This is a genomic window from Escherichia sp. E2562 (assembly GCF_005781075.1).
Taxonomy (GTDB): Bacteria; Pseudomonadota; Gammaproteobacteria; order Enterobacterales; family Enterobacteriaceae; genus Escherichia.
In genome coordinates this window covers 23,514-39,040 of sequence record NZ_VATM01000005.1, presented here as the reverse complement: position 1 = coordinate 39,040, position 15,527 = coordinate 23,514, and the positions used below count along the sequence as shown (strand labels likewise).

The 15,527-nt window shown below is 52.1% G+C and carries 14 protein-coding genes; 3 read left to right on the top strand and 11 right to left on the bottom strand.

Annotated elements, in window-relative coordinates; genetic code table 11:
• Window positions 1–41: 41 nt before the first annotated feature.
• The 5 genes from glnB to purL form a co-directional block, all read right to left on the bottom strand.
• On the bottom strand, window positions 42–380 hold the full coding sequence (gene glnB, locus FEK43_RS09145) for a nitrogen regulatory protein P-II (RefSeq protein ID WP_000717691.1): 339 nt from the start codon (window positions 378–380) through the stop codon (window positions 42–44).
• A 60-nt stretch (window positions 381–440) separates the two neighbouring features.
• Window positions 441–1,775 carry a two-component system response regulator GlrR gene (gene glrR, locus FEK43_RS09140; RefSeq protein ID WP_130207538.1) on the bottom strand — a complete coding sequence of 445 codons (1,335 nt, stop codon included), beginning with the start codon at window positions 1,773–1,775 and terminating at the stop codon, window positions 441–443.
• Entirely contained in the window at window positions 1,765–2,478 is a 714-nt protein-coding gene (qseG, locus tag FEK43_RS09135) for a two-component system QseEF-associated lipoprotein QseG (RefSeq protein WP_130260417.1), read from the bottom strand. Before qseG ends, glrR begins: the two co-directional genes overlap by 11 nt.
• A gap of 163 nt (window positions 2,479–2,641) precedes the next feature.
• On the bottom strand, window positions 2,642–4,069 hold the full coding sequence (gene qseE / locus FEK43_RS09130; protein WP_130207542.1) for a two component system sensor histidine kinase QseE/GlrK: 1,428 nt from the start codon (window positions 4,067–4,069) through the stop codon (window positions 2,642–2,644).
• Window positions 4,070–4,665: 596 nt separating this feature from the next.
• Window positions 4,666–8,553 (bottom strand): phosphoribosylformylglycinamidine synthase, encoded by a 3,888-nt coding sequence (gene purL / locus FEK43_RS09125; RefSeq protein WP_135407572.1) that lies wholly within the window; start codon window positions 8,551–8,553, stop codon window positions 4,666–4,668.
• Window positions 8,554–8,810: 257 nt separating this feature from the next.
• Here purL and mltF point away from each other — a divergent pair, with 257 nt between their 5' ends.
• Window positions 8,811–10,367 carry a membrane-bound lytic murein transglycosylase MltF gene (mltF, locus tag FEK43_RS09120; protein WP_135407574.1) on the top strand — a complete coding sequence of 519 codons (1,557 nt, stop codon included), beginning with the start codon at window positions 8,811–8,813 and terminating at the stop codon, window positions 10,365–10,367.
• On the opposite strand, the gene tadA is transcribed toward mltF, so the two are convergent.
• Together tadA and yfhb are read right to left on the bottom strand one after the other, a co-directional pair.
• On the bottom strand, window positions 10,364–10,867 hold the full coding sequence (tadA, locus tag FEK43_RS09115) for a tRNA adenosine(34) deaminase TadA (protein WP_064526984.1): 504 nt from the start codon (window positions 10,865–10,867) through the stop codon (window positions 10,364–10,366). The two genes, mltF and tadA, sit on opposite strands and share 4 nt — an antisense overlap.
• 57 nt (window positions 10,868–10,924) lie before the next feature.
• Window positions 10,925–11,560: a phosphatidylglycerophosphatase C gene (yfhb, locus tag FEK43_RS09110; protein ID WP_130222054.1), complete on the bottom strand. Its 636-nt coding sequence runs from the start codon at window positions 11,558–11,560 to the stop codon at window positions 10,925–10,927.
• Between the two features lie 207 nt (window positions 11,561–11,767).
• Between yfhb and FEK43_RS09105 the strand changes: the two genes are divergently transcribed.
• Window positions 11,768–12,616, top strand: a complete 849-nt coding sequence (locus FEK43_RS09105; RefSeq protein WP_130207550.1) for a MurR/RpiR family transcriptional regulator — start codon at window positions 11,768–11,770, stop codon at window positions 12,614–12,616.
• Window positions 12,617–12,671: 55 nt separating this feature from the next.
• Window positions 12,672–12,932 (top strand): 4Fe-4S dicluster ferredoxin YfhL, encoded by a 261-nt coding sequence (gene yfhL / locus FEK43_RS09100; RefSeq protein ID WP_001196294.1) that lies wholly within the window; start codon window positions 12,672–12,674, stop codon window positions 12,930–12,932.
• A 193-nt stretch (window positions 12,933–13,125) separates the two neighbouring features.
• On the opposite strand, the gene FEK43_RS09095 is transcribed toward yfhL, so the two are convergent.
• From FEK43_RS09095 to recO, 4 genes are all read right to left on the bottom strand, one after another.
• Window positions 13,126–13,206: a small toxic protein shoB gene (locus tag FEK43_RS09095; RefSeq protein ID WP_130207596.1), complete on the bottom strand. Its 81-nt coding sequence runs from the start codon at window positions 13,204–13,206 to the stop codon at window positions 13,126–13,128.
• Window positions 13,207–13,625: 419 nt separating this feature from the next.
• Complete coding sequence (gene acpS / locus FEK43_RS09090) at window positions 13,626–14,006, bottom strand: holo-ACP synthase (RefSeq protein ID WP_130207552.1); 381 nt, start codon at window positions 14,004–14,006, stop codon at window positions 13,626–13,628.
• The gene (pdxJ, locus tag FEK43_RS09085; protein WP_130207554.1) at window positions 14,006–14,737 is read right to left on the bottom strand and encodes a pyridoxine 5'-phosphate synthase; all 732 of its coding nucleotides are present in this window, start codon (window positions 14,735–14,737) and stop codon (window positions 14,006–14,008) included. Before pdxJ ends, acpS begins: the two co-directional genes overlap by 1 nt.
• Window positions 14,738–14,748: 11 nt before the next feature.
• Window positions 14,749–15,477 (bottom strand): DNA repair protein RecO, encoded by a 729-nt coding sequence (gene recO, locus FEK43_RS09080; RefSeq protein ID WP_130207598.1) that lies wholly within the window; start codon window positions 15,475–15,477, stop codon window positions 14,749–14,751.
• Window positions 15,478–15,527: the final 50 nt, after the last annotated feature.

The window sequence follows — 15,527 nt, the reverse complement described above, 5'->3', positions numbered from 1 at the left end:
TGATGTTGCCGGATGGAAACATCCGGCAACCATGACGCGGTTTAAATAGCCGCGTCGTCCTCTTCGCCGGTACGGATACGAATGACCCGTGCCACGTCAAAGACGAAAATTTTACCGTCACCAATTTTACCGGTTTGCGCCGTACGAATAATCGTGTCTACGCAGATATCGACAATGTCGTCCGGCACGACGATCTCAATTTTCACCTTCGGCAGAAAATCCACCATATATTCCGCACCGCGATACAGCTCAGTGTGGCCTTTCTGGCGCCCAAAGCCTTTCACTTCGGTCACGGTCATGCCGGTAATACCGACTTCGGCCAGTGCTTCACGGACATCGTCCAGCTTGAAGGGTTTAATAATCGCATCAATCTTTTTCATGCTATTCCTTGAAAAGGTCGCCTGTCTTTTGATCTGCTAAACGTAACACATTACACCGATTCATTCCTTGAAATCGTTTGCATCCAGCTCGTGTCGGGAAAGCAGTTTATAAAATTCTGTCCGGTTGCGCCCCGCCATTCTCGCCGCGTGAGTGACGTTGCCTTTAGTGATTTGCAGCAGCTTGCGCAGGTAGTTGAGTTCAAACTGATTACGCGCCTCAACAAAGGTGGGCAGCGCCGTGTTTTCGCCCTCCAGCGCCTGCTCCACCAGCGCATCACTAATCACCGGAGATGATGTCAGCGCCACGCACTGTTCAATCACGTTCACCAACTGGCGCACATTTCCCGGCCAGCTGGCAGTCATCAGGCGTTTCATCGCATCGGTGGAGAACGCGCGGACAAACGGTTTATGCCGTACTGCTGCCTGACGCAATAAGTGGTTTGCCAGTAACGGAATGTCTTCCGTGCGCTCCGCCAGTGCCGGAATTTTAAGGCTGACAACGTTGAGGCGGTAATAGAGATCTTCACGGAATTCCCCGCGCGCCATCGCTTTTGGCAGGTCGCGGTGAGTCGCAGAAATAATCCGCACGTCGATATCAATATCGCGGTTACTGCCCAGCGGGCGGACTTTTCGCTCCTGCAATACGCGCAGCAATTTTACCTGTAACGGCGTAGGCATATCGCCAATCTCATCGAGAAACAGCGTACCGCCTTCCGCCGCCTGGAATAAACCTTCGCGATTGCTGACGGCACCAGTAAACGCGCCGCGTGCATGACCAAACAGCTCCGACTCCAGCAACTGCTCGGGCAATGCGCCACAGTTAATGGCAATAAACGGCTTGCTGTTACGCGGGCTGGCGTTGTGGATAGCCTGGGCAAAAATCTCTTTCCCGGTGCCGCTCTGACCGTTAATCAAAACGCTAACGTCTGATTGCGCCACCAGCCGCGCCTGTTCCAGCAAACGCAGCATCAGCGGGCTGCGAGTGACAATCGCCTCGCGCCAACGTTCGTCGGTGGCTGGGGCAGATTGCTCCAGTGCATCATCAATTGCCTGATATAGCGCGTCTTTATCAACGGGCTTGGTGAGGAAACTAAACACGCCCTGCTGTGTCGCGGCAACGGCATCGGGAATGGAGCCATGCGCGGTGAGGATGATTACCGGCATACCTGGCTGCACTTTCTGGATTTCAGCAAACAGTTGCATACCATCCATTTCATCCATCCGCAGGTCGCTGATGACTAAATCCACTTTTTCACGATTCAGTATCCGCAGCCCCTCGGCACCACTTTCTGCCGTGACCACGCTGTAGCCTTCGCTGGTCAGGCGCAGGCCAAGTAATTTCAGTAATCCCGGATCGTCATCGACCAATAATAAATGCGCAGGTTTATGGCTCATCAGGGGTGACCTCATTGGTGGATGGCGCGGTTTTTTCACTCTCGTGCGGCGTGTCCGGTGGGAAATTTCCGGCCGGTTTGCGAGTCGAGAGTTGGCGTTCAATATCCGTCAGGTTCTCCAGCTTGCGGGTGGTAAGTTCCAGTTGTTGCTGTAGAACGTGATGTTGCTGGCGCAGGGCGTCCAGTTCGCTGTCGCTGGATTGCTGGAGTTTACTGTAACGTTGGCGCTCTTCCGCCAGTTGCAGTTGCAGCGCCTGTCCGTCGCGCCAGAGTTGATACAACGGGCGAACCTGCGCCGGGATCTCAGTACTTAACGCATCAATGCGCGCGACCAGTTGGCGGCGCTCAAAAGGCGTGATTTTGGCATCGGCAAGCAAAATCCCCTGCTTAAAGGTATTTTGCCAGCTGCCATCACCATATTTACGGGCTTCCTGACGCGACTGCGCTGGCATTAAGCGGTTGGCGCAATCCATCGCCCGTAGCCAGTAAAGCGGGTTAGTTTCAGTTGATTTACCTTGCAGCGCCCAGATGTCGCTACATTCAGTAGGAAGATAATCAGCCAGTTGATAAACCGGGATTTTTTCTTCTACTGGCGCATTAATGGCTGGCTTATTGTGATTCTGCACGCAGCCCAGCAGCGCCAGACAAGGCAACCCCGCCAGCCACAGCCGTCGGGATAAAAATCGTTGAAAAATGTGTCGCATATTCACCAGACTCAGAGCCTATCCCAGTGGGCGTAATTGTTGCAGGCAGTTTGGACACGGACAGCGCGGAGAAACCGGAGCGTACACGTAGTACGTGAGGATTTCGAGCACTGCCCGGGGCCGAACTGGCAAATAAAATAGTCTAATGGGATAGGCCTTAACATTATTTCGTGTTTTTCGACGAAGGCAATTCAATGCGGAAGCAAACGTCTTGCCCGCTCTCGTCGACCAGATACAGTTCCCCCTGCATACGGCGAATACAATCCCTGGCAATGCTTAATCCCAGACCGCTCCCCTTCACCGCCCCTTTTCGCTGGTGACTTCCCTGAAAAAAGGGTTCGAAGATCATGGCGCGTTCCTCTTGCGGAATGGGTGTGCCTGTATTGATGACATCAATATAAACCCGTGCACCATGTAAACTGCTGCGAAGGCAAATGTTACCGGATTCAGCCCCGTAGTGCACCGCATTGGAGTAAAGATTATCCAGCACGCTCATCAGCAGCATGGGTTCCGCCAGGCATGCTGTTGCCTTGAGATCAACGTCGGTATGCATCATTTTAGTCCGAGCTGGCAGACTGTGAGCGGAAACTACCGTCTCCACCAACGGTGCTAACTCAACATTATCCAGTTCCACCGCGCCATCTGCCTGTTTACGGTTGTAATCAAGCAGTTGTTCTATCAGTTTTTGCAAATTGCGGCTGCTGCTATCAAGGATGCTCACCACCTCTTTTTGCTCTGGCGTAAGCGGCCCGACAACCTGGTCAGCCAGTAATTCAGTGCCCTCGCGCATACTCGCCAGTGGCGTTTTTAATTCATGAGATAAATGTCTTAAAAATTGATGGCGCTGGGATTCCAGCCATGACAGGCGTTCACTTAACCAAAGAATACGTTGCCCTACCGAGCGTAACTCGCTCGGTCCACTAAACGAGACGCTATTACCCAGTGAGCGTCCTTCCCCCAGACGGTTGATCATCCGCTCGATATTTTTCACCGGACCAATAATCATTCGGGTGAAAAGCAGCACCATTATCAGACTCACCAGAAACAACACCAGTGACTGCCAGCCGAAATACTGCCCGCGTTCGGCTATCTCTCGCTGGAGTTGCTGCCCGCGTGAAAACACCACGGTGCGCGTGGCCTGTACCATTTCGGCATTGGCATTGGCAAAGGCTTCCAGACGCGCGGCGGCCGCCGCATCCGGCCCACTGTTGTTACACTGGAGTTGGGCAAGATTGTTCAAATCCTGACGCAATGCCTGGTAAAGTTTATCGTCCGGCAGCACGCCAGCGTGGGCATCGAGCATTTCGCTGTAACGTTTACGCTGGCTTTGATAGACCTTCGCCAGGGTTGAGTCGTCCAGCACGCAATACTGACGGTAGCTACGCTCCATCTCCAGTGCCGCATTAGTCATTGCCTCACTGCGCCGGGCGTCAATAAGCGTTGTGCGATTGACCAGCGCCGCCTGATCGCTAAGCGCATTAAGGCTTTGCCAGGCTTGCCATGCCAGTACCAGCAGAGGCAGCAGAATCAGCAAGAATGCCAGCATGACTAATTGTCGTAATGAACGGGGAAAAACAGGCCAGCGTTTCAAGGTGTTACTCTCGTCAGACGCGAATAGCCTGATGCTAACCGAGGGGGAGTTCAGATACAACAAAGCCGGGAATTACCCGGCTTTGTTGTGGAATAAGGCGGTGCCTAACTCGACGTTTCGCCCGATGGTTGATATAGCTACGCTGATATCAGAAGTTGGACGGCAGGCACCTTGTTGTGCGTCATTCGAATTTTATGTAGCACGTCCCGAAGGGGCTGACATAAGTGGGTGAATGAGCCACTGGTTATTATTATGCAGTAACTGTGCCAATAAATAAAATAGTTTGATAACGTACTGATAAAACATAGCTTTAATGGATTAATGGCTGTTCCACTGGTTGGCTATAAATCAGCCAGTGTGTCGCTTAAAAGAGACGCCCAAAGCTTAAATTATTCGTTTTAAATTAAATCAATAAGTTATATGTCACCTATAAGCGACACGGCAAACCACCCATTGTCGTGATTTACAGACACAAAAAAAGCTCCCGGAGTTGGGAGCTTATAATTGTTGGCGAAGTGGTTGTGTGTAATGCCGGATGCGGCGTGAAAGCCTTATCCGACCTACAAAACAATGGGTTGCGTGGAATTTCCGCAGCCTTACCCCAGCTGCTTACGCGCATTACGGAAAATACGCATCCATGGGCCATCCTCGCCCCAGTTTTCCGGATGCCAGGAGTTGCTGACAGTACGGAAAACACGTTCCGGGTGCGGCATCATAATGGTGACACGACCGCTTTCGGTAGTGACCGCCGTAATACCGTTCGGGGAACCGTTCGGGTTAGCCGGGTAGGTTTCGGTGACTTTGCCGAAATTATCGACATAGCGCAACGCAACCAGCCCTTTGCTTTGCAGTGCCGCCAGATGCGCCGCGTCGCGTACTTCAACGCGCCCTTCACCGTGAGACACAGCAATCGGCATCTGCGAGCCCACCATCCCCTGCAACAGCAGAGACGGGCTTTGGGTCACTTCAACCAGGCTGAAACGCGCTTCAAAGCGATCGGAGGTGTTACGCACGAAACGAGGCCACAGCTCGCTACCTGGGATCAGCTCACGCAGATTAGACATCATCTGGCAACCGTTACATACCCCCAGCGCCAGCGTTTGCGGACGATGGAAGAAGGTTGCAAACTCATCGCGTACACGGTTGTTGAACAGAATAGACTTCGCCCAACCTTCACCGGCACCCAGCACATCACCGTAGGAGAAACCACCGCACGCGACCAGGGCATGGAAATCCTCCAGACCAGTGCGTCCAGCCAGCAGATCGCTCATATGCACGTCGATAGCATCGAAGCCCGCACGATGGAAAGCTGCCGCCATTTCAACATGCGAGTTCACGCCTTGCTCACGCAGTACGGCAACTTTCGGGCGCGCGCCAGTAGCGATAAACGGAGCTGCTACATCTTCGTTAATATCGAACGACAGTTTCACATTCAGGCCCGGATCAGCGTCGTTGGATTTCGCCTGATGTTCCTGATCGGCGCACTCCGGGTTGTCACGCAGGCGCTGCATCTGCCAGGTGGTTTCTGCCCACCAGACACGCAACGTAGTACGGCTTTCGCTGAATACAGCCTGCCCGTTGGCGGTAATCACAAAACGGTCACCGGAAACCGCCTGGCCAACATAATGGACGCACTCAGCAAGGCCATGCTGTGCCAGTACCGCTTCAACCGCTTCACGGTCAGCGGCACGAACCTGAATCACCGCACCCAGCTCTTCGTTAAACAGCGCCGCCAGGTGATCGTCGCCCAGAGAGGCGATATCCGCTTCAATGCTGCAATGACCGGCAAATGCCATTTCCGCCAGCGTCACCAACAGACCACCATCAGAGCGGTCGTGGTACGCGAGCAGCTTACGCTGTGCAACCAACGCCTGAATCGCGTCATAGAAGCCTTTCAGTTGTGCGACGTCGCGCACATCAGCCGGTTTGTCGCCAAGCTGACGATAAACCTGCGCCAGCGCCGTTGCGCCCAGCGCATTATTGCCAAGGCCCAGATCAATCAGCAACAGTGCGTTATCTTCGGTAGAAAGCTGCGGCGTGATGGTGTGACGCACATCTTCCACGCGGGCAAATGCAGAAATAACCAGCGACAGCGGCGACGTCATTTCACGCTCTTCGTTACCTTCCTGCCAGCGGGTTTTCATCGACATTGAATCTTTACCCACCGGGATCGTCAGGCCCAGCGCCGGACAAAGCTCTTCGCCCACCGCTTTAACAGCTTCATACAGGCCCGCATCTTCACCAGGGTGGCCTGCCGCCGCCATCCAGTTGGCGGAAAGTTTAATGCGTTTGATATCGCCAATTTGTGTTGCGGCGATGTTAGTTAACGCTTCACCGACCGCCAGACGGGCAGAAGCGGCGAAATCCAGCAGCGCAACTGGCGCACGTTCGCCAATTGCCATCGCTTCACCGTAGTAGCTGTCGAGGCTGGCAGTAGTGACCGCACAGTTAGCGACCGGCACCTGCCACGGGCCAACCATCTGATCGCGCGCCACCATGCCGGTTACGCTACGGTCGCCAATGGTCACAAGGAAGGTTTTCTCCGCCACGGTCGGCAGATGCAGCACACGTTTCACCGCGTCAGCAATGGTGATCCCTTCACGGACCAGCGCGTCGCCTTTCGCTTTCAGCGTTTGCACATCGCGGGTCATCTTCGGTGTTTTACCAAGCAGTACGTCCAGCGGCAGATCGATCGGCTGATTATCAAAATGACGATCGTGTAGGGAGAGATGCAGTTCTTCGGTCGCTTCACCAATCACCGCGTAGGGCGCGCGTTCACGCTTACACAGTTCGTCAAACAGCGGTAACTGATCGGCAGCAACCGCCAGCACGTAACGTTCCTGGGATTCGTTACACCAGATTTCCAGCGGGCTCATGCCCGGTTCGTCGCTCAGGATGTCGCGCAGTTCAAATTTACCGCCGCGCCCGCCGTCGCTTACCAGTTCCGGCATCGCGTTAGAAAGACCGCCTGCGCCAACGTCGTGGATAAACAGGATTGGGTTGGCATCACCAAGCTGCCAGCAACGGTCGATCACTTCCTGGCAACGACGTTCCATTTCCGGGTTGTCGCGCTGAACAGAAGCAAAGTCGAGGTCGGCATCAGATTGACCAGACGCCATAGAAGACGCCGCACCGCCGCCAAGACCAATGTTCATTGCCGGACCGCCGAGAACGACCAGCTTCGCACCAACGTTGATCTCGCCTTTTTGTACGTGATCGGCGCGAATGTTGCCGATCCCGCCCGCCAGCATGATCGGTTTGTGATAACCGCGCAGCTCTTCGCCGTTGTGGCTGTTCACTTTTTCTTCATAAGTACGGAAGTAGCCGTTCAGTGCCGGACGACCAAATTCGTTGTTAAATGCCGCGCCGCCCAGCGGACCTTCGGTCATGATATCCAGCGCGGTGACAATGCGCTCAGGCTTACCGAAATCTTCTTCCCACGGCTGTTCAAAGCCAGGAATACGCAGGTTGGAAACGGAGAAACCGACCAGACCGGCTTTCGGCTTCGCGCCGCGTCCGGTGGCGCCTTCATCACGGATTTCACCGCCAGACCCCGTCGCCGCGCCCGGCCACGGAGAAATCGCCGTCGGGTGGTTGTGAGTTTCGACTTTCATCAGGATGTGCGCCGGTTCCTGATGGAAATCGTAGCGGCCCGTTTCGTGGTCGGCAAAGTAGCGGCCAACTTCAGAACCTTCCATCACCGCGGCGTTATCTTTATAAGCTGAGAGAACGTGATCCGGCGTGGTTTCGAAGGTGTTTTTGATCATCTTAAACAGCGATTTCGGCTGCTGTTCACCGTCGATAATCCAGTCGGCGTTAAAAATTTTGTGGCGGCAGTGCTCAGAGTTCGCCTGGGCGAACATATACAGCTCGATGTCGTTCGGATTACGACCAAGCTTTGTGAAAGCATCCTGCAGATAGTCAATTTCATCGTCCGCCAGTGCCAGGCCGAGACGCAGGTTAGCGTCGATCAGCGCCTGACGGCCCTGCCCCAGTAAATCAACGCTGGTGACTGGAGTCGGTTGATGATGCGCAAACAGCTGCTCTGCATCATCTAAAGCAAAAAAGACCGTTTCCATCATACGGTCGTGTAGTTCAGCGGTAACCTGCTGCCACTGTTCATTGGTCAGCGTAGCGGCTTCTACATAGTAAGCCACGCCGCGCTCAAGGCGGTTTACCTGTTGCAGCCCGCAGTTATGGGCGATATCGGTCGCTTTTGAAGACCAGGGAGAGATGGTGCCTGGGCGCGGGGTCACCAGCAGTAATTTGCCTTCCGGGGCATGGCTGGCGAGTGCCGGACCATATTTCAACAGGCGTTCAAGTTGCGCGTGCGCTTCTTCGTTTAACGGCGCATTGAGGTCAGCAAAATGGACATACTCGGCGTAAATGTTGTGAACCGGGAGCCTGGCAGCCTGAAAACGCGCCAGCAGTTTATTGATTCGGAATGCCGACAGTGCAGGCGAACCACGCAGAATTTCCATCATAAGTCTCTCGTCTTCTAAGCTTTCGGTGTACCCAAGGGGGGGAAACGGGCGTCATTATAAAGAATCTGCTGCGCTGACGAAACCGTTTGCGTGGAAATAAAATCACCATCGTGAATTAGCAACGCGTGCCGCCAATGGTTGTAATAAGTTGCCAACTGGCACAGGTTTACGCAAAATGCCGCTCATTGATGATTATACCTTTGTTTAGCATATCGTTTTTTCAAGCCAGGACACGAACGACACAGAGAATTAACTAATTGAAAAAATTAAAGATTAATTATCTGTTCATTGGCATTCTGGCACTGCTTCTCGCGGTAGCTCTCTGGCCATCTATTCCTTGGTTTGGTAAAGCCGACAACCGTATCGCCGCCATTCAAGCGCGGGGAGAATTGCGCGTGAGCACCATTCATACTCCCCTCACATGGAATGAGATTAACGGTAAATCTTCCGGGCTGGATTATGAGTTGGCCAAACAATTTGCCGACTACCTCGGCGTGAAACTGAAAGTGACCGTACGGCAGAATATCAGCCAGTTGTTTGACGATCTCGACAACGGCAACGCCGACCTGCTGGCAGCAGGTCTGGTTTATAACAGTGAGCGGGTAAAAAACTATCAGCCTGGTCCTACCTATTATTCCGTATCACAACAACTGGTTTACAAAGTGGGTCAATATCGCCCACGCACGCTGGGCAATTTGACGGCGGAACAGCTCTCCATCGCACCAGGACACGTCGTCGTTAACGATCTACAAAGACTGAAAGAAACTAAATTCCCGGATTTAAGCTGGAAGGTGGACGACAAAAAAGGCTCAGCGGAATTACTGGAAGATGTCATCGGAGGTAAGCTGGATTACACCATTGCTGATTCTGTCGCCATCAGCCTGTTCCAGCGAGTTCACCCGGAACTCGCCGTGGCACTCGATATCACCGATGAACAACCAGTGACCTGGTTTAGCCAGTTAGATGACGATAATACCCTTTCCGCAGCTCTGCTCGACTTCTTCAACAAAATGAATGAGGACGGCACGCTGGCACGCATTGAAGAGAAATACCTGGGGCATGGCGATGATTTTGATTATGTCGATACGCGCACATTTTTACGCGCCGTCGATGCGGTGCTGCCACAATTAAAACCTTTGTTTGAGAAATACGCCGAGGAAATTGACTGGCGTTTACTGGCGGCTATTGCTTACCAGGAATCACATTGGGACGCGCAGGCCACCTCGCCGACCGGTGTGCGCGGCATGATGATGTTGACCAAAAATACCGCGCAAAGCCTGGGCATTACCGATCGTACCGATGCTGAACAAAGCATCAGCGGCGGCGCGCGTTATTTGCAGGATATGATGAGTAAAGTGCCGGAAAGCGTGCCAGAAAATGAACGGATTTGGTTTGCGCTCGCCGCTTACAATATGGGTTATGCGCATATGCTGGATGCTCGCGCCCTGACGGCAAAAACCAAAGGTAATCCAGACAGTTGGACCGATGTTAAACAACGTCTGCCTTTACTTAGCCAGAAACCCTATTACAGCAAGCTGACTTACGGTTATGCGCGGGGACATGAAGCTTACGCCTATGTCGAGAATATCCGTAAGTATCAGATTAGTCTGGTGGGGTATCTGCAAGAGAAAGAAAAGCAGGCAACAGAAGCGGCGATGCAGCTGGCTCAGGATTATCCGGCAGTGTCGCCAACAGAATTGAGTAAAGGGAAATTTCCTTTTCTCTCGTTTCTTTCACAGTCGTCATCTAACTATCTGACACACTCCCCTTCGCTGCTGTTTTCCAGGAAGGGAAGTGAAAAGAAGAAAAATTAATCCGCAGAAGATTGCGCTTTTTTCTGCGCTTTGATTTCCTGACGGCGCATGCGAAAGAAGTCGCTGAGCAGCGCTGCACACTCTTCCGCCAATATCCCTTCCGTGATTTCCACCCGGTGATTCATGCCCGGATGGTGCAACACATCCATTAATGATCCGGCAGCCCCCGTTTTCGCATCTCGTGCACCAAAAACTACACGACCAATCCGGCTGTGAATCATCGCTCCGGCGCACATCACACACGGCTCCAGCGTGACATATAATGTGGCGTCGATCAGGCGATAATTTTGCATCACCAGACCGCCCTGACGCAGGGCCATGATTTCAGCGTGCGCGGTAGGATCATGCCGACCAATCGGACGATTCCAGCCCTCGCCGATTACCCGGTTGTTATGCACCAATACCGCGCCGACCGGTACTTCCCGCTCGTCCCAGGCACGCTTTGCCAGCGTCATGGCATGGCGCATCCAGTATTCGTGACTAAATTCGACTTCAGACAAAAAGAAAACTCCGGTTATAAAAGCGCGGCGCATTATACACGGACGCTATGCTTTACTCTATTCCAGTTGCTGGAGTTCACCGCGCGGGGTTACTCGCCAACGATGCTGGCAGAAATAAAGCAGCGGGTTGTCCTGATTACTGTCGCTGTAACCACTGTACAACCGCAGTGGCGTGCCGATTTTGCGTTCTAGTTGCGCGACCTTCTCATGCCCGAGGCAACGCATTGTCAATACCCAGCCGCCATAACCACGCTGAATTTGGCTGGCGATAAGATTCACCCGCGGTAACCAGGGCGTATCGAAATAGACCGCCTCAACCAGCGGCTGTGGAGAACCGGTAATCAACCAGATATCAGCATCGGAACTGAGCAAGTAGGTGGTCAGGCGCTCTTGCACCAGCGGAAAGGCAGTAACATTGTCGCGAAACCAGTGTACAAAATCGGCTTGTAATGCCTGTAAACGCGCTTCGCTGTGACCAAAAGTGCATCCCCACAATAGCAGACTCATCGGCCAGCGCGCAGCACGGCCTTTTATCAATAATGCCATGGCAATAACCGGCAATAGCGGCAGGACAAGCAGTGTATTCAGCGGTTGGCGACGCAGTAAGTAGCGCAGAAAACTACCGAACATATCCTGTTGATGCAATGTTCCATCTAAGTCAAAAAACACCACACGACGCTCGTGAGTTGCCAAACCATACTCCTCTGGACTGAAACATCCTGATTAATCATCGCTACTACATAGCCTAACAGATAGATCATCACTTTTCCGGCAACAATCTACCGTATAATGCTGAATGGAATTTTTAATTCATAGATCTTACAAGCTATGGAATATAATATTCACTCGCTTGTGTCTCATATTGCCTGTTGTCGCCATTATTTCATCGCGAGGAAAGATATGAACGGCTTACTTCGTATTCGTCAGCGTTACCAGCAGCTTGCCCAGAGTGATAAAAAACTGGCGGACTATCTCCTGCTACAACCTGATACGGCGCGCCATTTAAGTTCGCAGCAATTGGCCAACGAAGCTGGGGTCAGTCAATCCAGCGTGGTGAAATTCGCACAAAAACTCGGCTATAAAGGTTTTCCAGCCTTAAAACTGGCGTTAAGCGAAGCTCTGGCGAGCCAGCCGGAATCCCCTTCTGTCCCCATTCATAACCAAATTCGCGGTGATGATCCGCTGCGACTGGTGGGTGAAAAACTCATAAAAGAAAACACGGCTGCCATGTATGCGACGCTGAACGTTAACAGTGAAGAGAAATTGCATGAATGCGTGGTGATGCTGCGTTCTGCGAGGCGGATTATTTTAACTGGCATTGGTGCTTCGGGTCTGGTAGCGCAAAACTTTGCCTGGAAACTGATGAAGATTGGTTTCAATGCTGCCGCAGAACGCGATATGCATGCGTTGCTCGCTACTGTACAGGCATCTTCACCGGACGACCTGTTATTAGCCATCTCTTACACTGGTGTACGACGTGAGTTAAATCTCGCGGCAGATGAGATGCTGCGCGTGGGTGGAAAGGTGCTGGCAATTACCGGTTTCACGCCGAATGCTTTGCAACAACGAGCGTCCCACTGCCTGTATACTATTGCCGAAGAACAGGCGACGAATAGTGCATCGATCTCCGCTTGTCACGCTCAGGGAATGCTTACAGATTTGCTGTTCATTGCGCTAATTCAGCAAGACCTGGAACTGGCCCCTGAGCGCATTCGCCACAGCGAGGCACTGGTGAAAAAACTGGTTTGAGCAAAGAATGCGCGTATAATGCCCGCCCGGTTTGTGTTGTTTTGAGAGTTTCCTTATGGCGCTGTTAATCACTAAAAAATGCATCAATTGTGATATGTGTGAACCTGAATGCCCGAATGAGGCGATTTCAATGGGTGAACATATCTACGAGATTAACAGCGATAAGTGTACCGAATGCGTAGGTCACTACGAGACGCCAACCTGCCAGAAGGTGTGCCCGATCCCTAATACTATTGTGAAAGATCCGGCGCATGTCGAGACAGAAGAGCAGTTGTGGGATAAATTTGTGCTAATGCATCACGCAGATAAAATTTAATATTCTGCTCCTAAAGTAGAATATTAATTATTTATAGGAAAAAGCTTAACGCTATTATATTTATTAAAATGATGACAACAGCATAATCATTTATCAAATGAATTCATATAATATCTGCGCAGACATTTATTTATAATTATTAAAGGCGCGCCTGGCTGGTTAACCTGACGCGCCTTAAGTACGTTTCCTTGTGTTATAAGAACAGAAGGATCAGCTGTAAAACAGCAATGATGACTTTAATGACCCGTTTAAATAGGTATCGACAATCAGCCATTCGTTTTTCCTTAAACAAGGAATGCAGCCGTTCAGATTAGCCCTTACATCTCCCCAAAACTGAACGTGCGAGTTATTGAGGATGCATGCTGCACTCCACACCAGAGCTTTGACGACACCACTCGTTTCAATGGGGGAATTCAGTGGCATGGTGTAAAGCACAGCAAAATCGCCAATAACGAAACCAATTTTAATGTACTTACGAATTTGCGGTCACGTTAATATTTCCATCAATATCGCTTTCTTCGTAAAGGCTCGAGTTTTTATGATAAAGATTGCAAGTTGCTTGTAAAAGATAACCCCCCTGATCCATAATCGCTGTTGTTGAGGGTGCATGCTGTACAAAATTAAAGTTATAAAGTAAAACCCCCGTTCCTTACCAGTTCGGGGGTTTTACTTTATAAAGAGAACGGTATTATTTTAACTTTCAATAATTACCGTGGCGCAAGCATAATGACGTTCATCTGCCAGCGTCACATGCATATGTGCGACGCCCAGCTTTTCCGCCAGTTTTAATGCCTCGCCCCACAGTCGCAACCGTGGCTTACCAAGCTCATCGTTGAACACTTCAAACTGATTAAACGCCAGACCATTGCGGATCCCGGTTCCAAACGCTTTTGCCGCCGCTTCTTTCACAGCAAAACGCTTCGCCAGAAAACGCACTGGCTGTTGGTGCGTTTTCCAGATTTCCCATTCGTTATCGCTTAATACGCGGCGAGCAAGGCGCTCACCGGATCGGGCGAGCACCGCTTCAATGCGAGCGATCTCCACGATATCCGTGCCTAAACCTAATATTGCCATTAGCCACGCGCTTCCAGCATCAGGCGCTTCATTTCTGCCACCGCATCTTTCAGTCCGGTCATCACTGCACGACCAATAATGGCATGGCCGATATTCAGTTCATGCATCTCAGGAATGGCGGCAATGGCTTTCACGTTGTGATAGGTCAGACCGTGGCCGGCGTTAACTTTCAGACCGAGACTTGCAGCAAAGGTCGCGGCTTTAGCAATGCGCGCCAGCTCTTGCGCCTGTTCAGCGTCAGTTTTGGCATCGGCATAACAACCAGTATGGATCTCGATAAACGGGGCGCCTACCTCTGCTGCAGCTTTGATCTGCTCTTCATCTGCGTCAATAAACAGAGAAACCTGAATCCCGGCATCCGCCAGACGTTTACAGGCATCGCGCATTTTGTCACGCTGACCTGCGACGTCCAGGCCACCTTCAGTTGTCACTTCCTGGCGCTTTTCCGGTACCAGGCAGCAAAAATGAGGCTTCGTCTCAATGGCAATCGCCAGCATCTCTTCGGTCACCGCCATTTCCAGATTCATGCGGGTATCCAGCGTCTGACGCAGGATGCGCACGTCGCGGTCAGTAATGTGGCGACGATCTTCACGCAAATGCACGGTAATGCCATCCGCGCCAGCCTGCTCGGCAATAAACGCGGCCTGCACCGGATCGGGGTAAGCAGTACCACGTGCATTACGCAGCGTTGCGATATGGTCAATGTTGACGCCCAACAGTAATTCAGCCATGACAATCCTCATCAGTCATTATGTGTTTGCACTGTTCGCTTAGGTATAAACTGCCGGAACAGTTCCCTGCTCTTTAAAGGTTTACCGCCAAGATACGGCTTAAGCGCCATGCGGGTAAAGCGTTTCGCGGCACGCAATGTGTCTGCGTCAGGAAATTCCCGCGTGTGTAACGCTTTCAACTGCCTCCCGGTGAAGGTTTTATTGTCGATAACGACGCTTGCGATAAACCCTTTTTCTTCGCGATAACGATACGTCATGGTGTCATCCACCGGTTCGCCGCTACCTGCACAATGGGTAAAATTGACGCCATAACCCAGATGCCCGAGCAATGCCAGCTCAAAGCGGCGCAACGCGGGTTCCGGTGTGCCAGTAGCCCCAGCCAGAGACTGGATGCAGTGTAAGTAATCGAAAAAGAGTTCCGAGAAGCGCGTCTCGTATTCCAGCACGCGGGAGAGAAGCTCGTTGATGTACAGACCGCTGTAAAGCGTGATACCGCTTAATGGCAGCGCCAATGAGACAGCTTCAGCACTGCGCAGTGTTTTGACTTCACCGCGCCCACCGAAGCGAAGCAAGAGAGGCGTGAAAGGCTGTAATGCACCTTTCAGGGTAGAGCGTTTAGAGCGTGCGCCTTTGGCAACCAGACGCACGCGGCCCGATTCCTCCGTGAAGACGTCCAGCATCAGGCTGGTTTCGCTCCACGGGCGACTATGCAATACGAATGCGCGCTGCCAGCCTTCCATCATACTCGTCGCCTTTCAAGTTGCAGGTGCCCTGGCAGCACCCGTTCACC

Excerpts from the sequence above, each read along its gene's own strand:
- glnB (WP_000717691.1), bottom strand. The coding sequence starts at position 380 with ATGAAAAAGATTGATGCGATTATTAAACCCTTCAAGCTGGACGATGTC.
- glrR (WP_130207538.1), bottom strand. The coding sequence starts at position 1,775 with ATGAGCCATAAACCTGCGCATTTATTATTGGTCGATGACGATCCGGGA.
- qseG (WP_130260417.1), bottom strand. The coding sequence starts at position 2,478 with ATGCGACACATTTTTCAACGATTTTTATCCCGACGGCTGTGGCTGGCG.
- purL (WP_135407572.1), bottom strand. The coding sequence starts at position 8,553 with ATGATGGAAATTCTGCGTGGTTCGCCTGCACTGTCGGCATTCCGAATC.
- FEK43_RS09105 (WP_130207550.1), top strand. The coding sequence starts at position 11,768 with ATGAACGGCTTACTTCGTATTCGTCAGCGTTACCAGCAGCTTGCCCAG.
- yfhL (WP_001196294.1), top strand. The coding sequence starts at position 12,672 with ATGGCGCTGTTAATCACTAAAAAATGCATCAATTGTGATATGTGTGAA.
- FEK43_RS09095 (WP_130207596.1), bottom strand. The coding sequence starts at position 13,206 with ATGGCTGATTGTCGATACCTATTTAAACGGGTCATTAAAGTCATCATT.
- acpS (WP_130207552.1), bottom strand. The coding sequence starts at position 14,006 with ATGGCAATATTAGGTTTAGGCACGGATATCGTGGAGATCGCTCGCATT.
- pdxJ (WP_130207554.1), bottom strand. The coding sequence starts at position 14,737 with ATGGCTGAATTACTGTTGGGCGTCAACATTGACCATATCGCAACGCTG.
- recO (WP_130207598.1), bottom strand. The coding sequence starts at position 15,477 with ATGGAAGGCTGGCAGCGCGCATTCGTATTGCATAGTCGCCCGTGGAGC.